This is a genomic window from Acinetobacter sp. KB005 (assembly GCF_049949095.1).
Classification (GTDB): domain Bacteria; phylum Pseudomonadota; class Gammaproteobacteria; order Pseudomonadales; family Moraxellaceae; genus Acinetobacter; species Acinetobacter calcoaceticus.
Genome location: NZ_CP188191.1, coordinates 3,741,731 through 3,763,455, shown reverse-complemented (window position 1 = coordinate 3,763,455; position 21,725 = coordinate 3,741,731). Strand labels below are relative to the sequence as shown.

Below are 21,725 nucleotides of genomic sequence, written 5' to 3'. Positions count from 1 at the left end.
ATTTGCACTTTAAATTAAGATAAAAATCCCCATTAATGGGGGAGACGTTAAATTCAATTTTTCATAAAGAGAGATAACTTTGAACGAAAATCAACCTTTCGATTTGGTCACTCATTATCAGCCAGCAGGTGATCAGCCACAGGCAATTGAAAAGCTGGTCAATGGTATCGAGCATGGTTTTCGTAATCAGTTATTGCTAGGGGTAACGGGCTCAGGTAAGACCTATACCATGGCAAATGTGATCGCCCAAACACAGCGACCTACAATTGTGATGGCCCACAACAAAACTTTAGCTGCCCAGCTTTATGGTGAGTTTAAATCTTTCTTCCCCAATAATGCGGTTGAATATTTTGTAAGTTATTACGATTACTACCAACCAGAAGCTTACGTTCCATCTTCGGATACGTTTATTGAAAAAGATTCAGCCATTAATGATCACATTGACCAGATGCGCTTATCAGCAACACGAGCTTTATTAGAACGTCGTGATGCAATTATTGTGGCATCGGTTTCTGCAATTTATGGTTTGGGTGACCCGAATGCTTATATGCAAATGTTGCTGCATGTGGTTGAGGGCGATCGAGTAAGCCGCGATGAAATCATCCGCCGATTGGTTGAAATGCAATATACGCGTAATGAACTTGAATTTTTACGTGGTACTTATCGCATTCGCGGCGAAATTATTGATATTTTCCCAGCGGAATCTGATCAACATGCGATTCGTATTGAACTATTTGATGATGAAGTCGATTCAATCCGTTGGTTTGACCCGCTAACTGGTAAAATGGTTCGTAAAGTTTCTCGGATAACGATTTATCCGAAAAGCCACTATGTAACACCAAAAGATCATTTGACCCGTGCTATCGATACAATTAAAGATGAATTACAAGATCAGCTCAAATTCTTCCGTGAACATGACAAATTGCTGGAAGCACAACGTATTGAGCAACGGACACGTTACGATCTGGAAATGATGCAACAGTTGGGTTATACCAATGGTATCGAAAACTATTCGCGTCATTTGTCAGGACGTCCGTCTGGTGAAGCACCGCCGACTTTATTCGACTATATTCCAGAAGATGCTTTGCTCATTATTGACGAATCACACGTTACCGTTCCGCAAATTGGAGCGATGTATAAAGGTGACCGGTCACGTAAAGAAAACTTAGTGAATTATGGGTTCCGTTTGCCAAGTGCGCTTGATAACCGTCCAATGAAATTTGAAGAGTGGGAGCGTATTGTACCGACGACCATTTTTGTAAGTGCAACACCTGCTAAATATGAATTAGAAAAGTCAGATCAAATCGTTGAACAAGTGGTACGTCCAACAGGTCTAATCGACCCTGAAATTGAGATTCGTCCTGTCTTAACCCAAGTAGATGATGTTCTTTCTGAAATTAATATTCGTAAGAACTTGAATGAACGGGTATTAATTACCACTTTAACAAAGCGTATGGCAGAAGACCTGACTTCTTATTTAAAAGAATATGGCGTTAAGGTCGCTTATCTCCACTCAGATATTGATACAGTTGAACGTGTCAAAATTATTCATGAACTACGTACAGGTGTATTTGATGTTTTAGTCGGTATTAACCTGTTGCGTGAAGGTCTGGATATGCCGGAAGTTTCTTTGGTTGCTATTTTAGATGCAGATAAAGAGGGCTTTCTACGTTCGGAACGTTCACTCATTCAGACGATTGGTCGTGCTGCGCGTAATGTGAAAGGTAAAGCAATTTTATATGCTGACCGAATTACCGATTCTATGCAAAAAGCAATAGACGAGACTGATCGCCGTAGAGCCAAACAAATTGAATTTAATGAGCTGCATGGTATTACGCCACGTAGTGCTGTTCGTCAAGTTGTCAAAGAAATTGACTCGGGTGAGGTACTTTCAGACGATGAGATTGATGAAAAAGTACTTGAACAAGCACAAGCATTGAGTGCCGATGAAAGACATATTCTTTCAGATCCTAAACTGTTTAGTAAGCATATTACTAAGCTTGAAAAAGATATGTTAAAGGCCTCGAAAGATTTACAGTTCGAGCAAGCAGCGCGGATACGTGATGAAATCATTCGATTAAAAGCGCAAATGTTGCAATAAACGAATACATAACGCTACATAATGTGTTTAAAAAACAAGCTACTGTAGATGTTTGAGTTCTTTTGTATTCACAACTAATCGTTGAGGGCAACAATGGCATTTCGAAATAATGTTCCGCAAGCCAGTTGGCGTTTGGCTAAAATTGCGTTGGGCGGTGTTGTTTTGGCTGGTTTAGCTGTTGGAACGTATGTCTATGCTCAGCCGAAACCTTTGCAAACCGTTTATAAAGTTGAACTGGACCGATATTTAGGTGTCTGGTATGAGGTCGCCCGTAAGCCTGCTTTTTTTCAAAAAAAATGTGCTTACAACGTATCTGCAACTTACACCTTAAATGAAAATGGAAATGTGGTTGTAGATAATCGCTGTTATGACAATAGAAAACAATTACAGCAATCTATTGGTGAAGCCTTTGTCGTAAATCCGCCATACAACACGAAATTGAAGGTGAGTTTCTTACCTGAAGCTGTGAGATGGATTCCAGTCATTCGTGGAGATTACTGGATTTTAAAAATAGATGAAGACTATCAAACTGTTTTAGTAGGAGAACCTTCTCGTAAATATCTTTGGGTGTTATCAAGAACACCTCATCCTGAACAAGAAGTGGTTGATGAATATCTAAATTATGCAAAAACATTAGGTTTTGATATTCGCGATATTATTCGCACAGAACATAAAGAATAGCTGTAGATGTCTGATTAATAAAAAACCATGTTTTTACATGGTTTTTTCTTTTTTATAGTGGATAAATCAAGTATTGTGGTGAGCTGTTTTTACTAAAGTATAAGAGGGTGATGATGTTTAAGGGCGTGAGCTTGTCTGTCATGGCATCTATCACTTTTGGTGTACTTTATTTTTATACTCAGTTGTTAAGTCAGCTTGATAGTGAACAGACTTTTGGATGGCGGATTATTGCAACATTACCAGTTCTCACTTTGTTTATGTGGTGGAGCGGTGATTTAGGATATATAAAAAATATCTACCAACGTATTTTGGCAAAGCCATCTTTATTATTGTTATTAATCACAACCTCCATTTTAACTTCAGTACAACTTTGGCTGTTTTTATGGGGGCCAATGCATGGTCGAGGCCTACAAGTATCTTTAGGGTATTTTCTATTGCCGCTTGTTCTTGTCTTGGCTGGAAGTGTGCTGTATGGCGAAAAAATATCAAAATTTCAATGGGTCGCAATTATTCTTGCAGTCATTGGAGTGGGCCATGAGATCTGGCGTTTAGGAAGTATTGCTTGGGAAACTGCACTAGTTGCAGTTGGTTATTCTGCCTACTTTTTATTACGTAAGACCATTAAAACAGACAATTTAGGCGGTTTTTGGTGGGACTTAGTTATTATTCTACCGATTGCGATTTATTTGACCCATACAGGTTTACTCCCTTATAGCAAATTTATAGACCAACCGAGTCTTGCTTTGGTCATTGTTGGGCTTGGAATTTTAAGTGCTATTGGTTTAGGAAGTTATATTCTGGCAAGTCGCTTTTTACCATTAGTCGTGTTTGGACTTTTAGGATATTTAGAACCTGTATTACTTGCTCTCGCTTCTTTAGTTTTAGGGGAGAGTATTGGCCAAGAAGAATGGTTCACTTATATTCCGATTTGGTGCGCAGTATTTGTACTCGTTTTAGAAGGTGCAGTTCACCTTTATCAGCAACGTCAAAAAGCCAAAAATTTGCAGCTCAACATCGCGAAATATCAAAAAAGATTAAAAAATGATGAGTTTGATTAGAGGAGCAGAATCTAAAAAGTAAGAAAAAGCAAAAATTTAGCTGCTTTAAACAATAAAATAATAAAAAATAATTATAGGTATTTTATGAATTTATGATGAATTTTAGGAAAATCTAATCACTAACGTCAGCTTTTGATTCATTCTTGCCAATAATTCCATTACAATTACGGGGTTTAAAAAATCACGCCTAGATATAATTAATTAGAGGACGTATCTGTGAGCAAAGACACTATCATCGCCCTGCATGCTGAACACCAAGGCCGTTGGAAAAACCGTGAAGAAATCGCGGAACGTATGATTGCATTAATCGGACAATTATACCGTGAAAAAAATATTGTCGTATCTGTTTACGGTCGCTCTTTAATTAACCGTTCTGTTATCCAAATTTTGAAAACTCACCGCCGTACACGTGTTGTAGACGTTGAGCTTTCTGTTGTAAATACATTCCCAATTTTAGAAGCTTTAGCTAAGCTTGAAAATATTGGTTCTGCAGAAGTTGATATCGGTAAACTTGCTGTTGAATATAAAGAAAAAGGCGGTGATGTTGATGCTTTTGTTGCTCAAGCAGTTGAGTCAATCAAAGGTAGCGCAACTTCTGAACAACCTAAAGATGTCGTTCTTTATGGTTTTGGTCGTATTGGCCGTATCTTGGCTCGTTTAATTATTAGCCAATCAGGTCTAGGTCGTGGTCTAAGCCTTAAAGCAATTGTTGTGCGTAAATCTTCTGATGGCGATTTAGCAAAACGTGCTTCTTTACTTCGTCGTGACTCTATTCACGGTACTTTCGCTGGCACAATTGCTGTTGATGAAGAAAACGAAGCAATCATTGCTAATGGTAACTTCATTAAAGTGATTTATGCGTCTAGCCCAAGTGAAGTTGACTATACTGAATACGGTATTTCAAATGCACTTTTAATCGACAATACTGGTAAATGGCGTGATGCTGAAGGTCTAAGCCAACACTTGAAATGTCCAGGCGTTGCACGTGTTGTATTGACTGCACCAAGTAAAGGCGAAATGAAAAACGTTGTATTTGGCGTAAACAACACAGACATTTTAGATGAAGACAAAATCATCTCTGCTGCAAGTTGTACAACAAATGCAATTACTCCAATTCTTAAAGTATTGGATGACAAATATAAAGTTCTTAATGGTCATGTTGAAACCGTTCACTCATTTACAAATGACCAGAACTTGATTGATAACTACCATAAAGCAGATCGTCGTGGTCGTGCTGCTACTTTAAACATGGTAATTACAGAAACTGGTGCAGCTAAAGCAGTTGCTAAAGCATTACCTGCATTAAAAGGTAAATTAACTGGTAACTCTGTACGTGTTCCTACACCAAACGTATCTCTTGCTATCTTGAACTTGACGCTTGATAAAGAAATTGATCGTGAAGAAGTGAACGAATACATTCGTCAAATTTCAATTAACTCTAGCCTTCAAGGTCAAATTGGTTATACCAACTCGACTGAAGTTGTATCGAGTGACTTTATCGGTTCTCGTACTGCTGGTGTATATGATGCGCAAGCAACGATTACTTCTGGTAACCGTTTAACTGCTTATGTTTGGTACGATAACGAAGTAGGTTATAGCTGTCAGGTATTACGTATCGCTGAACAAATGTGCGGCGTAAGCTACAAAAAAATCCCAGCAGAATTGAATGCTTAAGATCATTTAACGATCTATAAAAGATTTTCACAAAAAGACCCAGTTTAGGCTGGGTTTTTTTACAACCGTACAAAATATATGCTGACTATTTTTTGTAAATAAATGAGAATATGAATTAAGGAAAAAAAGAAAATAGTAAGGGATTGGAATTGTCGCAGTTTAAACGTTTGTTGGTCGTTTTTATATTCATCATTATTGCCAATTTATGTGGTGTACTCATTGCAATATGGGTGTTTAAGCATTTTAATATTTATATTCCACTGAAGAATCAGGCAGTTGCTATTGACTTGCAAGAACCCCTACAGGTTAAAGTTAAAGTACAAGATGCTTTAAATGTGGATGTAAAAGGACGGGTAAATGCCAGTATTCCAATTGATGAGCAATTAAATATTCCATTAACACAAACGTTAACTCCACGTGTTTATTTCGATAATATGGTGCCCATTAGCACAACAATTCCTGTCAAAGAAGTATTAAAAGTTGAGCAAAATTTACCAATTGATACGAAGGTTCAAGTCAGAGTTTTGGGGCGTGATATTACCTTACCGTTAAAGGGATCAATTCCATTAAAACTTGATGTTCCGATTGATATTAATGTTCCGCTTGAGCAAAAGGTTCATTTGAAATTTGATGCGCCAGTGCGGACAGTATTAAAAGAAAATTTACATATTCCTCTAAAAGCAAGATTAGATACAAATATTCCAATTGAGGGCAATTTGAGTGTCCCAGTTAAAACAGCACTAAATGCTTCGGTTGATGTGAAAAATACTTTACCTGTGAAGATTGCAAATGGTGAGTTAAAAATTCCTCTGTCCAGTATGCGATTAAATCGGGTATTAGGTTCAGAAACTTCGCAGACGACAGCTGATCAATAGGGTGGATGGTAATGTTTCGTTCACTCAAGAGTATGCTCATCAGTTTCATTTTAATGATGATACTTGCCGCTGTTATGTTTTGGGTATATCTCAATATTCAGGCAAATGTAGTGGTTTCGGCTCATAACGCAGATATTAGTTTACCTGACTCTTTAGAAACAAAGATTCAAGTTGGTAACACTTTGCAAGTTCAATCTATTGGTAAACTTGATACAACATTGGATATAGACCGCCAACTGACTTTACCGCTGAAAGGGAAATATTTAGCAGATATCAGTTTTGCTATAGAGACGCCTGTTACAGTAAATGTTGATTACACAACGAATCTAAAAATTGATCAGGTCATGCCTCTTGAAACAACTACAGACTTGATCTATCAAAATAAGTTGTTACCTAAATTCCCACTTAAACTTGATATTCCCATAAAGTTAGATGTGCCTTTTCAGTTAAAGCGTAGTTATACCATTCCGATTAAAATTGTTTTTGATGGTCCTGTTTATTTTGAATTTGATGAGCCAGTAAATTTATCAGTTAAACATCAGTTTAAACCAAGTCTACAAGTGAATGATCCTATGGAAATGGGGAATGTCTCTTCATTTAACGCCATTATGTATAATTCGGTTCCAAAAACAAAAGCAAATCTTGATATGCAAATGACCTTACCTCTACGGAATGTTCATCCTTAAAAATTAAATAGTCATCCTGCATTTTATTTTCAATTTAGGCTGTATTTGTGGATCTAAAATGCTTCTGATGACTTAAATATAAAAACAGATCGTTATAAATAGGAATTGTCCCATTTTATATTCGAGAATTTTATGAAAATATGGCAGAATAAGCGGTTTTAGAGTTTTTAGAGGATTGGCAGATGCGCTTTGTTGATGAAGCAGTCATTACCGTAGAGGCTGGCGACGGTGGCAATGGCGTAGCCAGTTTTCGCCGTGAAAAATTTGTACCATTTGGTGGCCCAGATGGTGGTGATGGCGGACGTGGTGGAAGTATCTATATTCAAGCTGATGATGATACGAGTACGCTAGTCGATTACCGTTACACACGTAAGTTCCGTGCTGAGCGCGGAAAGAATGGTGCAGGCGCTAACTGTACCGGACGTGGTGGTGAAGATGTGGTTTTAAAAGTACCTGTTGGTACAACAATTGTTGATACAGATTCAGGCGATATTATTGGCGATTTGGTTGAAGATGGCCAAAGAATTCTGGTTGCAGGTGGTGGTGACGGTGGTTTGGGGAATACTCATTTTAAATCATCAACTAACCGTGCTCCGCGTAAATGTACGACTGGTATAAAAGGTGAATTTCGTGAAATTCGCCTTGAATTAAAAGTATTGGCAGATGTTGGTTTATTGGGCATGCCAAATGCTGGTAAATCAACCTTTATTCGTGCTGTAAGTGCTGCAAAACCAAAAGTGGCAGACTATCCATTTACAACCATGGTTCCAAATCTAGGTGTAGTAGATGCTGACCGTCATCGTTCATTTGTAATGGCCGATATTCCTGGGTTGATTGAAGGTGCAGCAGAAGGTGCAGGTTTGGGAATTCGTTTCCTTAAACATCTGGCACGTACGCGTATCCTTTTACACATTATTGATGTGCAGCCAATTGATGGTTCAGATCCGGCGCATAATGCAAAAGCAATTATGAACGAGTTAGTTAAGTTTTCACCTACTTTGGCTAAACTACCAGTTGTTTTAGTACTGAATAAACTTGATCAGATTGCTGAAGAAAGTCGTGAAGAGTGGTGTCAGCATATTCTAGATGAACTAGAGTGGACTGGACCTGTCTTTAAGACATCGGGCTTATTAAGTGAAGGAACGAAAGAGGTTGTCTATTACCTCATGGATCAGCTTGAACAACAACGTGAACGCGAAGTTGAAGATCCTGAATATGCAGCAGAAGTAAAAGCTTTCCGTGAACAACTAGAAGTTGAAACACGTGAACAAACCATTGCGGCAAAAGAAGCATATCGCGCTATGCGTCGAGCACAACGTCTTGAAGGCATGTTAGGCGATGATGATGATTTTGACGATGATGAAGACGACAATGATGTAGAAAGCGTCTACGTTCGTGACTAGAAAACCGAGGAAAACATGATAGAAGTGGTCGATGGGCAACGTCAGCTCAGTGAGTGTAAACGAATCGTTGTTAAAATCGGATCATCTTTACTCACAGCCAATGGGCAAGGTTTAGATTTGGATGCTATTTCGCATTGGGCGAAACAGATTGCAGATCTACACAATGCCGGACACGAAATTATTTTAGTGTCTTCTGGAGCAGTGGCTGAAGGTATGGTTCGTATGAAGCTTGCGAGTCGACCCACCGATCTACCCAGTCTACAAGCCTGTGCTGCGATTGGGCAGATGGGTTTAATTCATACTTGGTCTAGTGTGCTCGAAGAACATGGTATTCGTACTGCTCAGGTTTTACTGACACATGATGATCTGGCGGACCGCCGTCGTTATTTAAACTCATGTGATGCTTTACAAAACTTGATTGATTGGCGTGTGATTCCGGTCATTAATGAAAATGATACGGTATCTACCGATGAGATCCGTTTTGGTGATAACGATACTCTAGCTGCGATGGTTGCAGGACAGGTTCATGCAGAATTGCTGATCATTTTAACGGATCAGCAGGGTATGTTTGACTCAGATCCACGTCATAACCCTGATGCTAAACTACTCTCTACTGTTCGTGCCATGGACGATGTTTTATTCGAAATGGCTGGCGGTGGCGGTGTGCTTGGCAGAGGTGGTATGGTGACTAAGGTTCGTGCCGCACGTTTAGCTGCTAAGTCGGGTTGTCCAACGCTCATCGCAAGCGGTGAAAGTGATAATGTCTTATCACGTGCGATGTCGGGTGAAATGCTAGGTACGTTGTTTACTACAGATAAAGACCGTATGACTGCTCATCAACAGTGGCTCGCTGCTCATTTACAGACAGCAGGCCGTCTTGTAATTGATGATGGTGCTATTGAAGCGATTAAATTGAAACATCGCAGTTTACTCCCTGTTGGGGTTAAAACTGTTGAAGGACATTTTGATCGTGGTGATGTGGTTGAATGTGTCGATAAACAAGGTAAACGTATTGCAGTGGGTCGAGTGAATTTTAGCTCGCGATCTGCTGAGATTATTAAAGGCTTAGCCTCTGATAAGGTTTATCAAGTGCTTGGTGAAGCCCGTTCACTTGAAATGATTCATCGTGATCATATGGCAATTTATTAAGTTATGTTTAAATAAAAAAGCTCGCTTTATGCGAGCTTTTTTTCTGGCGTTAAACGAGGTAGAACGCGATCTTCACCCACCATGTACGGATGTGTGGCGAGACTCAACATGTCTAGGTCTTCCGAGCTATTACCGTAAGCATAAATTTGATGATAATGCTGTAGCGTATATTGTTGATGTACTCTTAATTTCTTTTGTTCACTACTACAATCTGGGGTGGAGTAATAACCCGTCACCATGCCATTTTTAATTTGAGTTTCAGTACAAATTAATTCGATATTTAGTAACTTGCACAGTGGGGCAAGGTAGACATCGATTGAAGCAGAAACCAGTACCACCCGATCACCACGTAACTGGTGGTGTTGTAACTGTGCGAAAAGTTCAGGTGAGAGGGTAGAGACTAGCTCTTGTGCGTATTCTTCACCTAATCTTTGTAGTTCAATTGCGGAGGTATCTTTGAACATGCTGCGAAATAACTTGGCACGCATTGCATGGGCTGGATAAAAGTTAAGATAGTAGGCTTGAATCCATGGCAGAATTTTCAAGCCTTGTTTAACAATGTGTCGCTTAGATAAAGCATAAAAGATGAACCCTGTAAAACTGTCTTTACTGCACAAGGTTCCATCAAAATCGAACAGGGCGAGACTTTTTATAGTCTTATTCGTTTCGCTCTTTGCATACATGTTTCATATCGTCCGTTTACTCGGGTTGCAAACCAGTTGGTATTATAGTCACGACTTAATTTTGGCCCAGAAATAGTAACTTGCGGCATAATTGCATAGATAGGTTCTTTACCTGTCTTCGCTTTATAAAGTTTCGTCAGAGCAATATAGGTTTGTGTACTTTCAAACTTTTTCTCTTTTTCTAATTTAAGATCATCACGAATTTGTCTTGGCGTAACTAATACATTATTTTTTGCAAATACAGTAATCAGTTCTTTTTCTGACTGGCTTTGAGTCGGACGCGGATCACCATCTTTTGTGTAAAGAAGTAGATCACCATCAAGACTGATTTCTGTATCGGTTAAGTCATTGAGCATACTTTGAAAAGCAGCATTACGGCTAGAATACATACCTGAGTTATAGTCTGCAAATCGATAAATGGCTTTATCATAGTCTGCTGGATAAACCATTAAACGATGAATACCATAATATAAACCGCCATATTCAGTATATAAGTCATCACGAAGCTCAGCGATATTCATGCTAGAGCGTTTGTTGGCTTTGGCGTAGTTAATGTGAACTTGCATAGAACCCAAAGTGGTAATTGGGTTCATTTTTTCACCAATATCTTGTCCGACCAGTTTGGCTGCACCTGTTAGAGCACTGACATGATAATGCTTCGCCATGAAATCGAAAATTTCTCGATAGAGTAAGTCTAGTTCACGTTCGGTTTTAACTTTACGCATCCGACTCATATAATTGTCATCTGGTGAAGGCTGTGTTTTAAGAACTTCTTCGAAGTAACCAGCAACTGTTCCACCAATTTTTTGACCCAGTTTTGCTTCAAATTTTTCTTGTAAACGCGTATTTACTTCTTGAACTGCTTTCGTGCCTAGACCCGGAACTGATGGGTCAGCTACAAAATTTGATTCCTGATCGACCACAGCAATAATACTGCATACATTTGTTTTAGTTTGAGCTATATCTAGCTCTTGCATAATGTCATTAATATCTTTTGCCCATGATTCACGGTCATTTACACGTGATGGGATTAAGCGTTTAATATGTTGGCTTTCTAGTTCAGGCTCATCATTGTTTGACCACCAAGCTTTATCACCACAAGCAGCTAAACTCATGCACACGGCGACCATACCGAATGATTTTAATAAAAAACGGGAAGACAACGGTTTGTTCATGGCGAGGAAAGCACCTGCATAAAAAGATGAGCCGATTAAGCGGATGAAGTATACTATGTTGATCATCAATTGTATGAATATATATGTATATTGGTCCCTATCAACTGTCAAATAATTTAATCGTTGCTCCTATGGCTGGAGTTACTGACCGCCCATTTAGAACGCTCTGTAAGTATTTTGGCGCAGGCCATGCAGTCAGTGAAATGATGACTGCCGATAAGACTTTGCAGATGAGCAAAAAAAGCCTCTACCGTGCAAATTTTGATGGGGAACTCGCACCGATTTCTGCACAAATTGCGGGTTCTGATCCTGAGCAGTTAGCTGAGGCTGCACGTCATCAAGTGGCAAATGGCGCCCAAATTGTTGATATTAATATGGGATGTCCTGCCAAAAAAGTATGTAATAAACTCGCAGGTTCAGCTTTATTACAAGATGAAGATTTGGTGGCACGAATTCTTGATACGGTGGTCGCTGCTGTTGATGTTCCTGTTACATTGAAAACCCGATTGGGATTTTTAAATGGTCAAGAAAATATTTTAAGGGTAGCAAAAAGGGCAGAAGAGGCTGGTATTGCAGCGTTAGCTTTACATGGCCGGACACGTGAAGACATGTATTTAAATACGGCACGTTATGAGCTGATTAAACAGGTGAAGGATTTTATTAATATTCCCCTCATTGCGAATGGTGATATTGATAGCCCTGAAAAAGCAAAATATGTACTCGATTACACTGGTGCAGATGCGATTATGATTGGTCGTGCTGCTCAAGGCCGACCATGGATTTTTCGTGAAATTGCTCATTATTTGAAAACAGGAGAGCATTTAGCAGCACCTAATATTGAAGAAGTGAAGCAGGTGTTATTGGGACATTTATCAGAACTTTATCAATTTTATGGTGAATATTCAGGCTGCCGTATTGCCCGTAAACACATTGCTTGGTACACAAAAGGATTACGTTCAAGTAACGAATTCCGCCAAAATATGTATAAAGTTGAAAGTACTGCTGAGCAAGCAATAGTGGTTGAAAACTATTTTAATCAGTTATTGGCTCAAGGTGATTTGATGAGTGATGTGCAAGTTGAGCAGATTAATTTATTGCAAACTCATTAAATAAAAAAGCCAGTATCTTCACTGGCTTTTTAAGGTCTTACTCATCTTCTAATATTTCTACCACTAACTGGTTAATCAGGTCAGCAGCATCTAGTTCTCTTATTTGCGATACATTACTACCTGCCCAAAAAGCACCATATCCATAGTCTTGATGTTTGCTTGCAATCGCATTTAACTGTTTCGCTAAATCATAGGCATATGGATATTCTGGTTGAGGAGGGCGATTTGGTAAATCAATTTGTGTATGCCAGTGGTTCAATAGACCACGGGCTGGACGACCGGAAAGACTCGCACTGATTTGTGTTACTGGTTCATTAAATAAAGCTTTACGATATTCAGTAGATGCATTGGATGATCTACATTGAACAAAAGCGGTCCCGAGTTGAACAGCCGCAGCACCTAAGCTCAACATATACCGCGCTTGTGCTCCATTCATAATCCCACCAGCAGCTACGACAGGCAAATTACAGTGTTTTACAATAAGTTGTACTAAATCGCTAGTTTTAATTGCTGCATCAAAGGTTTTATTAAAGATTCCACGATGACCACCTGCTTCAATACCTTGAGCAATAATAATATCGATGCCTGCAGCTTCAATGGCTTGTGCTTCAACCAAATTGGTAGCAGAAACCATCGTTAGAATTCCGGCATTCTTTAAAGCCTGAATTTGATGTGGATGGGGAATACCAAAATGAAAACTGACAGCTTTAGGTTTTGTTTCTAGTACGACATTTAAAAAGTCATCGTTATCAAGAAAACTTGGATAAATGCAGTTCAAATTTTGAGGAGGTTGCTCACCAAACTTTTCAAATTGTGGACGTAAATATTCAATCCATTGTGCTGAAGTTTGAGGATTAAGTTGCTCTGGTTGATGGCAGAAAAAATTAACCTGAAAGGATTTCTCTGTAAGTGTTTGGTTTTTTAAAATCTGTTCGCGCGCACTTTGTGCCGTGTTTGCTCCGAGTCCTAATGACCCAAGTCCACCTTGATTAGAAACTTCCGCGGCAAGTTCGGGGGTAGATACACCTGCCATGGGCGCAAGAAAAATTGGATGTTTAATTTCAAGTTGTTGTAACAGGGTCATTTTATTCACCTCATTTCTTTATGTTCACCATAACGTGGAATTTGAATCAAGAGCAAATAATATTGGCTATTTAGTTTTTAAATATTTAATTATTGAACGTTCATAAGTTCTATTTTTTTAAAGTGGAGTAACATTAAATAATGAGCCAATCCAACTTGAAAAAGCCATTGCTAGAATACCCCACAATGTAATGCGTAAACTGCCTTTAAGTTTAGATGTGCCTGCAAAATAACTTGAGAGGGCACCTAAGATAGCCAAAGCAAAAATCCCTGTAACGAGAACACTTTGCATAATTAAATGTTCAGGAGTGAATAAGATTGCGAGCATCGGAAAAAAAGCGCCAAAAGAAAACGATGCGGCGGATGAAAGAGCGGCTTGAATTGGATTTGCAGCTGTATTTTCATGAATACCTATTTCATCACGGGCATGCGCACCTAAAGCATCATGAGTTGTCAGCTGAACGGCAACTTCCTGTGCTAATTCTTTAGAAAGACCCCTAGAAATATAAATTTGGGTGAGTTCATCTAATTCTTTTTGAGGATGTTTTGTGAGTTCTTTTGCTTCAACAGCTAGATCTGCTTTTTCAATATCTTCTTGAGATTTAACGGAAATATACTCTCCGGCAGCCATTGAGGTTGCACCAGAAATTAATCCAGCAATACATGTAATTAATAGAGTGTGTGAGTTGGCTCCACTAGCTGCCATTCCCATAATTAAGCTAGTAACAGAAATAATTCCATCATTGGCCCCTAATACGGAAGCTCTTAACCAGCCTGAACGGTGAATAGCATGATGTTCTACATGATGTGGAAAAGCCATAATTTTTCCTTATAAATTCTTTATAGATGCTATGAAATTTTACAATTTATTGATCAAAAAATATGTCATTATTATAGGGAATCTAGGGATAAGACAGAATAGATTAATAACAAAAAATGGAGACTAAGTTATTTATATAAAACATCGTTAACCTAAATTAACGATGTAACTCATTATTTTTAATTATGATATTTATTGATCATTTAAAAAAACTACCCCTAATAACTCTAATTTACTGTAGAGGTGAAAATGAAAAATAGCAAAACAATAAAATTTCTAACTCGTTCCTTTATCGTTATCGGTTCGCTTTGTCCAACTTTAGGGTTCTTAACTATTGAAACTGCATTTGCCCAAGAAATCGTTAATCAAGAATATAAACCTGGTAACCCAATCTATGATAAATGGGACCAATTTTATAAAATTGAGAAGACTCAACCTGAAAATGCGGAGAAGTTATTATTAGAACTCGGAGAGATGACACCACAAGATATTAAGGTATGGAAAAGCTTAACCTATTTACAGATTAGATTAGGTAAGCAAGAGGCTGCTTTACAAAGTCTAAGAAAAGCAGAGGCATTAGATCCAGCAGATGACACTTTAAAATTACAAGAAGCATATCTGCTTAATTCTCAGAAAAATAATAAAGAAGCTTTGGTAGTTTTTAAAGAACTTACACAATCTAAAGATGCTGATATTGCCAATAAAGCCACACAAGCCGTAAAAAACCTAAGTGGAGGAGAGGTGAAAACTTACTTCCGTGATGTTTATTTTGCGCCTTCATATGAGTCACGTTATGACGATGTAATTTTCCCACTTAAAGCTCGTTATGGTAAGAACTTTGATAATGGTCGAGCACAAGTGTATGGCTTTTTAAACTTAAACCGTGACACTCAATCTCAAGGCGGGGTACGTCCTGAAATTATTGATGAAAACGCAGTGACGCTAGGCGTGGGTGCTAATTATCAACCTTGGACTTCAATCCCTGTGCGTGCATATCTAGAAGTTGGCGGAAGTTACGATCTGATTGACCGTAATAGAGATAAATTTCGTGAAAGTGTAGTGGGTGGCGTTACGGGTTACCAAGAGTGGAATTCTCAAAATAATTGTAATAATTCACTTTGCTTTAATGATTACTTCACTGATTTATATGGCAATGCTGCGACGTATTCTAGAGAAGATTATAATGTTATTGGGGATTTACGCTTACGTACGGGTTTAAATGTCTATAAAGGTGAGAATGGAACTGTCCAAGCTTATGTGAAATTGCATGGCTTAGCCGATAGTAAAGATGAATATTACAATAATTTATTTGAATATGGCCCCGGTATTTCGTGGCAGCCTTTTAATTATCAACCTATAAAATTACGTGTTGAACGACTATATGGCAATTACTTTAAAGATGTGCCAATAGATACAAAAGATCATTACAACAATACTCGAGTAGAACTCGTTTTTTATAAGGATTTTTAATAGTAGAGGTTTTTATTATTAGAGGAATTAGTCTATTGTTGCATTCTATTGATGGTGGTAGGAATACCACCATAAGTGAGGCGATACCACAAGCTCACAATATTGACGCACCATCTATTCATGTAGTGAGGACCATCAAAAATATAGACAGTTTTTCCTTCATATGCTTTCAGTTGAGAAATAATTTCCCAAGGATATGCGGCTCTAAATTGTCCATTCTTTTTAACTCTAAAGGCTTCTAGCACTATAATTACTTTATCTTTTCCAAGCTTTTGTTCAAGCTGGTCTAAAATATGTTTGGCTTGCTGAGGGGACCTTACACCTACGCCAACCCCGTCTTGGAAGAAAACACCGTTATTTTCTGGTAACCAGCTTTTAACCCATAAATCATAATGTTCGGGCTCGCTTTCACCACTATAAATACTTACCCAAACTGGTACTGGAAGTTTCGTTAAAACCTGACCTAAAGCACTGACTCTCAACCAAGTCGGATCTGCTTCCACCGGAAAATAATAGCCTTTAGGCACCGTTTTTTGCTCTTTTATAATTTCGGCAGATTTTTCCCCTAACTCAGTTACATTTGCCCGAGCTTTAGGTTCATTATATTCACCTGCTAAGCCCAAGATTAGATTTTTAGCCCAAGGTTCTTGTTTAATTTTTTCTAAATTAATTGCTTTTTCCCATTGAGGAAAGTTTGATTCTTTCCACCATGATTTAGACTCAACAACAGACCACTGAGGGACAAATGTGTTAACACCCAAATAGTGCCAGTTTCCCTCTGGTGGGGTCGTGTTATTGTCGGGCTGCCAGAAAATTCCTTCAATACGCGGGGCTTGCCCTTGATGTTTGAACAACCCCGCATAAGCTATAACACTACATATAATTAAAATAATAAAAGCAGCTATTTTAATTGGTATCTGTTTTTTCATTATTTCGTCTTAACCAGTACCACAAAAAGATAATTATTATCATAATTGCAGATATAATCACAACTAATAAGAAGAAAGAAGATTGTTGGACTAAAGGTGCTTTTTGATTTCCGACAATGAGTTTTTGTAAAACATAAATATTTCCATTTTCTGAAACCAACATTTTTGTCACGTTATTTGGAATTTTATGCTGTATTTTTCCCCAAAGATGCATAAAGCTTTGTGCACCACCTTCTGAGTCGGTAATCACATCAAAACGGTTATTGTTATAACTCACAATAAAACCATTAACAGCAGCAGGCGCATAAATAGTATCTTGATGCATTAATACCTGTTGTTGGTAAATATCTTTATTCACACGAACATTTATTGATTGAGGTGCGCTCGGTGTATAGCGAACTAGATTTAGAGGAATAGGGGCTTGTGTTAATAACATTTTTTTAGCAACTTGACCCATAATAATAGCAATATTTAAAGCACCAGATTGATCATCAATCGCAATGGTTGGGGTTGTTGCTAAAGTCATGGAAATTGCAGCTACACCATTTTTGAGTTTATGCGGTAGTTTTACAGTAGATTTGGCTGTATCAATCCAGAGTGAACCATGAGCATTAGGTAGACACTCAGAATTAGCAATTACTGAGTTTTCAAGTTTTAGGCTGAAATTGGTCGTATTTGAAATCGCTTTTGCAAAAATATTGAATTGTCGGTTTACTGGATCTGAAGCAAGGTCTGCTGTTTTCATACTTCCTGCGAGTCCTCCATCAATCCAAGCTGTAATATTTGAACCTTGTAATAAACCACTTTGAATGCGAAGAGCAATCTGTCCTTGCAAAATATCAGTGGGTTGCCATACAGCTGGAAAATCAAGAAATAAGTTTTTTTCAGCATGGTTCAATCTGAAATCTTCAATGCCTAAGTCTGCAAGTGTATTAATTTTTTTAAATTGGGCCCAAGCTGGATTAGAGATCGTGGTGGGGAAAGCAGCACTTCCTGTATTCAGTTGTTGTACATAATACGGATTAATGAGTCCATTTATGGCCGCAGTGAGTTCTTGTGGCGTGTGATAGGTAATTGAAAGAGTCGGCACGCCTTCTGCTGGTTTTGCAATTTGTACTAAGGCACCCCCTTTAAGTGGAGAGGGTGAGTGAATAACTTCAATAATAAAATTTGTTTCAGGGTTTAAGTTTATTTGACCTGAATCGACCCATTCAACTGGTGTTACAGAGCCCCATGAGCTTGCTAGTCGTGCAAGCATAGAAGCTTCTACAATTTCTTTACGGTTATATTTTAAAATCCCTACAAATGGTGTAGGGCGTCGAGCCTGTGGGTTAAATAAAGCATCTGGTAAGTACTTTAGCTGATAGTCTTTTCTAATAGGTGTGAAGTCGAGCTGGGAATTATTGAAGTACGTTAAATGATCAATATCTTCAGAGCAAAAAGAATCTTTAGTTTGATTTAGAGTGGTGGGTTTCGCATATTGCTGAATAATGAAATCTAAGCGATGGAAGCCACTTTGACTTGGTGGAATATCGAACTTCAGTAGTCCATTACCGCTTAAAGTGGTGTTATAGATGAGTTTATCATCATATTTTACGAGTAACGCTGTATCACTTTCAGTAGAGTAGTTACTTGAAAATTGAACATTTTGCCATTGGGCACCTTTTCCAATATAGAAAAAATGTGACTCAACCGTATATTTAGTGGAGGTACTAATATCGTCTAGTTCCCATGTGTTTGCATAACTAGAAGCCACAAACATGAAGCTGGTGCTGGCAAGGAGTGCTTGAACCATTTTGTAGAAATTAGAAGAGTATTTCATTTTTTTTTCTCCTTGCTACGTTCCGTTTTGTACCATTGAAGGGAGTTGCCCTGTATTTTATTTTTAAGCATGTCATATGCGGCTTTAAATACAATAAATAGAAATATTTGTGAGTAAGTTACATAAGATAAAACAGAGTAAAAATAGAGTTCTGGTTTGGCCCTTTCTAAAGATAAGGTAAACCACATTTGTGCAACGTACAGGCAAAACGAGAGGCCCCACAGTAATGTGAATGGACCAGGAACCGAAATACCTGCAATACCTAGTAACCCAAGGGCTAAAGTAATATGACTCCAGAATAACGCGGGTACGAAAAGTACGTAGCACATAATGTTATTCAGAATTTCAATTCCGATAGGAAAAGGCGTTCTTAACGCTACAGGTAAATATTTACGAGTCACATAAAAATTACCTTGAGTCCAACGTGAGCGCTGTTTAATAAATACACTCAAAGATGGGGGATCTTGCTGCCAACCAATTGCGTAAGGTACCCATTTAATTCGTTTTTGGCCGATAAAAATCCTAAAACTCATTTCAGTGTCATCGACCAATGACTTCTCATCAAAACCACCCAAGGTTTCTAATGCATCACGCCAAATAACATAGTTGGTACCCATTAATGTGGATAGTTCAAAACGTTGCCAACGTCCGCCTTGAAAAATCCATTGGAAAAAGATGAACTCAATGGCAATAAAGCGAGTCAAAATACTATCTTGCCAATTACGGGTTCTGACTTTGCCATTTACAGCTACTAATTTTTTATCGGCAAGTAAGGTTTGAGCTAATAACCTTACACAATCTGGTTCAGGTGTACTATCTGCATCATAGACAACAATCAGTTCACCCGTCGCATGCGGTAAGCCATTATTAAGTGTTCTAGATTTACCTTTGCCTCCCATTCCTTTGGGAACGTTGACAATTTTTATGCACGGATAAATCTGTGCTAGATTTTCGGCAATTTCTAGGGTGTTATCTTTAGAACCATCATTGATGAGTAATACTTCATAAGATTCCGCAGGATAGTCCTGCTGAGCGATTGCATGTAAAGTATCTTCAATCACTACGCCTTCATTATAGGCAGGAATCAAAACACTCAATACTGGCCATCTGTCTGGTATGGGAAGATTCTGTAACTCTTTTTCCGCCGTTTTTGAATATTTCCAAGCCTGATAGCTTAACCATGCCCAAAACGCCTGCGGAATCCAGATTCCCAAAAAACCAAATAGGAAGAGAATATCAATGGGAGCCATTTGATTTAACCCTCCTAATAATAGACGAGATCAGCAATAACAATAAAATTAGCCCAACGACCAAGGAGATCCATGAAATATAGCTGCCAAAGGTACCAAGAAGGTCTGGGTAGGTACTGGTTAAAATCAAATCGAGTGGAACTACGACTGTGCTTAAACCAATAAAAATGTATCCAATAAAACTAGTTTTTACATGTTCGGGCGTACTTATGTAATTGATATGATTAAATCGCCATGATATTCCGAGTTGAGGGTATCGAATATTTGTGGTTGGTAAATCAGCAGGAGGATTGATAATAATTTCATAACCGGAAATATGACCATCAAAACTTTTAGCCGAATAAAATAAGTGCTGTTTTTGTCTAATCTCTCTAGAGGGTAGGGGAAGTATCGAAGGATTGAACTGAACAATATAGCTGCCCGCAGTTTGTGAAATTAGATTTTCATCCCAACCTTTTGGAACAAAAGCAGCCATTGGTCGTAATCCAATTGCGGTCGAAAATGTCGCTTTTGCTGCAAAATATTTAGGCTGTTCTGGTTTGAAAAGTGCAATGGGAATTGCACCTTGGGTGACAGCTTCTTTTAATAAGAAATAATGAGAAAAGCTAAAAACTTCATCTGGTAATATGATGCCGGGCTTTATCCCTTTATGAATAAGCTTTTGAAAACTATCCGAACTGATCTGGTCAATTGTAAAGACAGGCCACCATGTGTCCTGTGATGGGAAAAACATGGAAAGGTCATTAATACTCTGAACTTCAGTTTTTGTTTGTTCAGCTTTAATTTCACAATGATAATATTGACGATAGAACTGCTGCAAAGTGCCATCTGGATATTGGCTAGATGCAATAATAATTCCACAAATATTAAGAAGATTAGACATTAAGTAATCTCCTCTTCAGGTGGAATCTGAATAATTTTATATTCGACTTCAAGCCGCAAGGTCATAATTTCTTTTAGCTTTTTAATAAATTCAGGGTCTTCTTCAGTTTTTTGCTTGCGAATAACAATGCTGTATATCGTTTCTAGATCATCATCAGCAAACTGGAAAACAATTTCTTGGGGATGATGCTGGCTCAAAATTTTAATCATTTCATTTTGAGTGGTTTTCCATACATCATCGCCTAACATTTCTTTAATTAAGCTTCGGTTGAGAATTCTAATTTCAAAGACTTCATAGTCTTGTATGTGATGATGATCAAGAAGCTTAAAGAAACTACGTTGAAAATACTTGAGTGCACTAAGCGGGAAAATATCACGGCGATAATTTCGATCATAACTCTGTATATCACGATATTTTTGAACGTTAATTTCAATATTGTGGCGTACAGCACTCAGGAAAAGTGGAATAAGGGGAATAATAAAAAGTAAAAGGAGTTGACGTTCAATATGTGTTTGCGCCCCTAGGTCGAGTAGAAAATATACTGCAACACCTACGAAAGCGATTAAACCAACAATTAAAGATGCGCCGACTTCTAAAAAAGCACCAGAAATTAAAAGAATAAGAATAAAAATCCAGCTTCCTCTAAAACTTACAGGCAACCACTCATATGCCACCATTCCCATAAAGAGGTGAGCTGCGATGATCCATAAGACGAGTGTTCTTCCTGGGTTCTTTTGTTGCATGTGCGCTCTGGCTACCTTTTTTGTAATGTTAATTTTTATACTTTTTTAATGAACTGTGATGTTTTTTGAATTTATTGTTGTGTTTGTCCTTTTATAAATCCCTTTAGAATTATTTTTAGAGTAAAGTCACA

Annotated in this window: 19 protein-coding genes; 10 read left to right on the top strand and 9 right to left on the bottom strand. The window is 38.1% G+C overall.

All coding sequences use genetic code 11. The annotated features are described in order from the left end of the window. Positions 1 to 79 precede the first annotated feature (79 nt). The 8 genes from uvrB to proB all read left to right on the top strand — a co-directional run bounded on the left by uvrB (position 80) and on the right by proB (position 9,627). Entirely contained in the window at positions 80 to 2,101 is a 2,022-nt protein-coding gene (gene uvrB / locus ACPF64_RS17960) for an excinuclease ABC subunit UvrB (RefSeq protein ID WP_005038916.1), read from the top strand. 93 nt (positions 2,102 to 2,194) lie between these two features. Continuing rightward, entirely contained in the window at positions 2,195 to 2,782 is a 588-nt protein-coding gene (locus ACPF64_RS17955) for a lipocalin family protein (RefSeq protein ID WP_004643647.1), read from the top strand. A 110-nt stretch (positions 2,783 to 2,892) separates the two neighbouring features. Continuing rightward, on the top strand, positions 2,893 to 3,840 hold the full coding sequence (gene rarD, locus ACPF64_RS17950) for an EamA family transporter RarD (RefSeq protein WP_080027583.1): 948 nt from the start codon (positions 2,893 to 2,895) through the stop codon (positions 3,838 to 3,840). A gap of 216 nt (positions 3,841 to 4,056) precedes the next feature. Continuing rightward, entirely contained in the window at positions 4,057 to 5,514 is a 1,458-nt protein-coding gene (locus ACPF64_RS17945; protein ID WP_003650341.1) for a glyceraldehyde-3-phosphate dehydrogenase, read from the top strand. Positions 5,515 to 5,663: 149 nt separating this feature from the next. Further along, positions 5,664 to 6,389: a hypothetical protein gene (locus ACPF64_RS17940; protein WP_004643644.1), complete on the top strand. Its 726-nt coding sequence runs from the start codon at positions 5,664 to 5,666 to the stop codon at positions 6,387 to 6,389. Between the two features lie 11 nt (positions 6,390 to 6,400). Then, positions 6,401 to 7,075 (top strand): hypothetical protein, encoded by a 675-nt coding sequence (locus ACPF64_RS17935; protein ID WP_348949015.1) that lies wholly within the window; start codon positions 6,401 to 6,403, stop codon positions 7,073 to 7,075. Positions 7,076 to 7,257: 182 nt separating this feature from the next. Continuing rightward, a complete protein-coding gene (gene cgtA / locus ACPF64_RS17930; RefSeq protein WP_003650347.1) occupies positions 7,258 to 8,478 on the top strand; it encodes an Obg family GTPase CgtA in 1,221 nt (406 codons plus the stop codon). A 15-nt stretch (positions 8,479 to 8,493) separates the two neighbouring features. After that, complete coding sequence (proB, locus tag ACPF64_RS17925) at positions 8,494 to 9,627, top strand: glutamate 5-kinase (RefSeq protein ID WP_004643640.1); 1,134 nt, start codon at positions 8,494 to 8,496, stop codon at positions 9,625 to 9,627. Between the two features lie 26 nt (positions 9,628 to 9,653). Here proB and ACPF64_RS17920 read toward each other — a convergent pair whose 3' ends face one another. Both ACPF64_RS17920 and ACPF64_RS17915 read right to left on the bottom strand, forming a co-directional pair. After that, on the bottom strand, positions 9,654 to 10,310 hold the full coding sequence (locus ACPF64_RS17920; RefSeq protein ID WP_209831283.1) for an HAD-IB family hydrolase: 657 nt from the start codon (positions 10,308 to 10,310) through the stop codon (positions 9,654 to 9,656). Continuing rightward, complete coding sequence (locus ACPF64_RS17915; protein ID WP_426454922.1) at positions 10,277 to 11,485, bottom strand: DUF1615 domain-containing protein; 1,209 nt, start codon at positions 11,483 to 11,485, stop codon at positions 10,277 to 10,279. Before ACPF64_RS17915 ends, ACPF64_RS17920 begins: the two co-directional genes overlap by 34 nt. An 83-nt stretch (positions 11,486 to 11,568) precedes the next feature. Between ACPF64_RS17915 and dusB the strand changes: the two genes are divergently transcribed. Then, positions 11,569 to 12,594, top strand: a complete 1,026-nt coding sequence (gene dusB / locus ACPF64_RS17910) for a tRNA dihydrouridine synthase DusB (protein ID WP_426454920.1) — start codon at positions 11,569 to 11,571, stop codon at positions 12,592 to 12,594. A 37-nt stretch (positions 12,595 to 12,631) separates the two neighbouring features. Here the strand turns inward: dusB and ACPF64_RS17905 are convergent, their stop codons facing one another. Next, positions 12,632 to 13,678, bottom strand: coding sequence for an NAD(P)H-dependent flavin oxidoreductase (locus ACPF64_RS17905; RefSeq protein WP_426454918.1), 1,047 nt, complete (start codon positions 13,676 to 13,678; stop codon positions 12,632 to 12,634). Between the two features lie 117 nt (positions 13,679 to 13,795). Beyond that, a complete protein-coding gene (locus ACPF64_RS17900) occupies positions 13,796 to 14,497 on the bottom strand; it encodes a VIT1/CCC1 transporter family protein (RefSeq protein WP_426454916.1) in 702 nt (233 codons plus the stop codon). Between the two features lie 249 nt (positions 14,498 to 14,746). Between ACPF64_RS17900 and ACPF64_RS17895 the strand changes: the two genes are divergently transcribed. Further along, a complete protein-coding gene (locus ACPF64_RS17895) occupies positions 14,747 to 15,967 on the top strand; it encodes a tetratricopeptide repeat protein (RefSeq protein ID WP_426454914.1) in 1,221 nt (406 codons plus the stop codon). 32 nt (positions 15,968 to 15,999) lie between these two features. Here ACPF64_RS17895 and ACPF64_RS17890 read toward each other — a convergent pair whose 3' ends face one another. The 5 genes from ACPF64_RS17890 to ACPF64_RS17870 are packed head-to-tail and all read right to left on the bottom strand — an operon-like array spanning position 16,000 to position 21,594. Beyond that, positions 16,000 to 16,896, bottom strand: coding sequence for a hypothetical protein (locus ACPF64_RS17890; RefSeq protein WP_426454913.1), 897 nt, complete (start codon positions 16,894 to 16,896; stop codon positions 16,000 to 16,002). After that, on the bottom strand, positions 16,874 to 18,718 hold the full coding sequence (locus tag ACPF64_RS17885; RefSeq protein ID WP_209831276.1) for a hypothetical protein: 1,845 nt from the start codon (positions 18,716 to 18,718) through the stop codon (positions 16,874 to 16,876). Before ACPF64_RS17885 ends, ACPF64_RS17890 begins: the two co-directional genes overlap by 23 nt. Then, complete coding sequence (locus tag ACPF64_RS17880) at positions 18,715 to 19,968, bottom strand: glycosyltransferase family 2 protein (protein WP_426454911.1); 1,254 nt, start codon at positions 19,966 to 19,968, stop codon at positions 18,715 to 18,717. The genes ACPF64_RS17885 and ACPF64_RS17880 overlap by 4 nt, the downstream gene beginning before the upstream one ends. Continuing rightward, positions 19,955 to 20,851, bottom strand: coding sequence for a hypothetical protein (locus ACPF64_RS17875; RefSeq protein ID WP_426454909.1), 897 nt, complete (start codon positions 20,849 to 20,851; stop codon positions 19,955 to 19,957). Before ACPF64_RS17875 ends, ACPF64_RS17880 begins: the two co-directional genes overlap by 14 nt. Continuing rightward, on the bottom strand, positions 20,851 to 21,594 hold the full coding sequence (locus tag ACPF64_RS17870) for a hypothetical protein (protein WP_231762778.1): 744 nt from the start codon (positions 21,592 to 21,594) through the stop codon (positions 20,851 to 20,853). The genes ACPF64_RS17875 and ACPF64_RS17870 overlap by 1 nt, the downstream gene beginning before the upstream one ends. Positions 21,595 to 21,725: the final 131 nt, after the last annotated feature.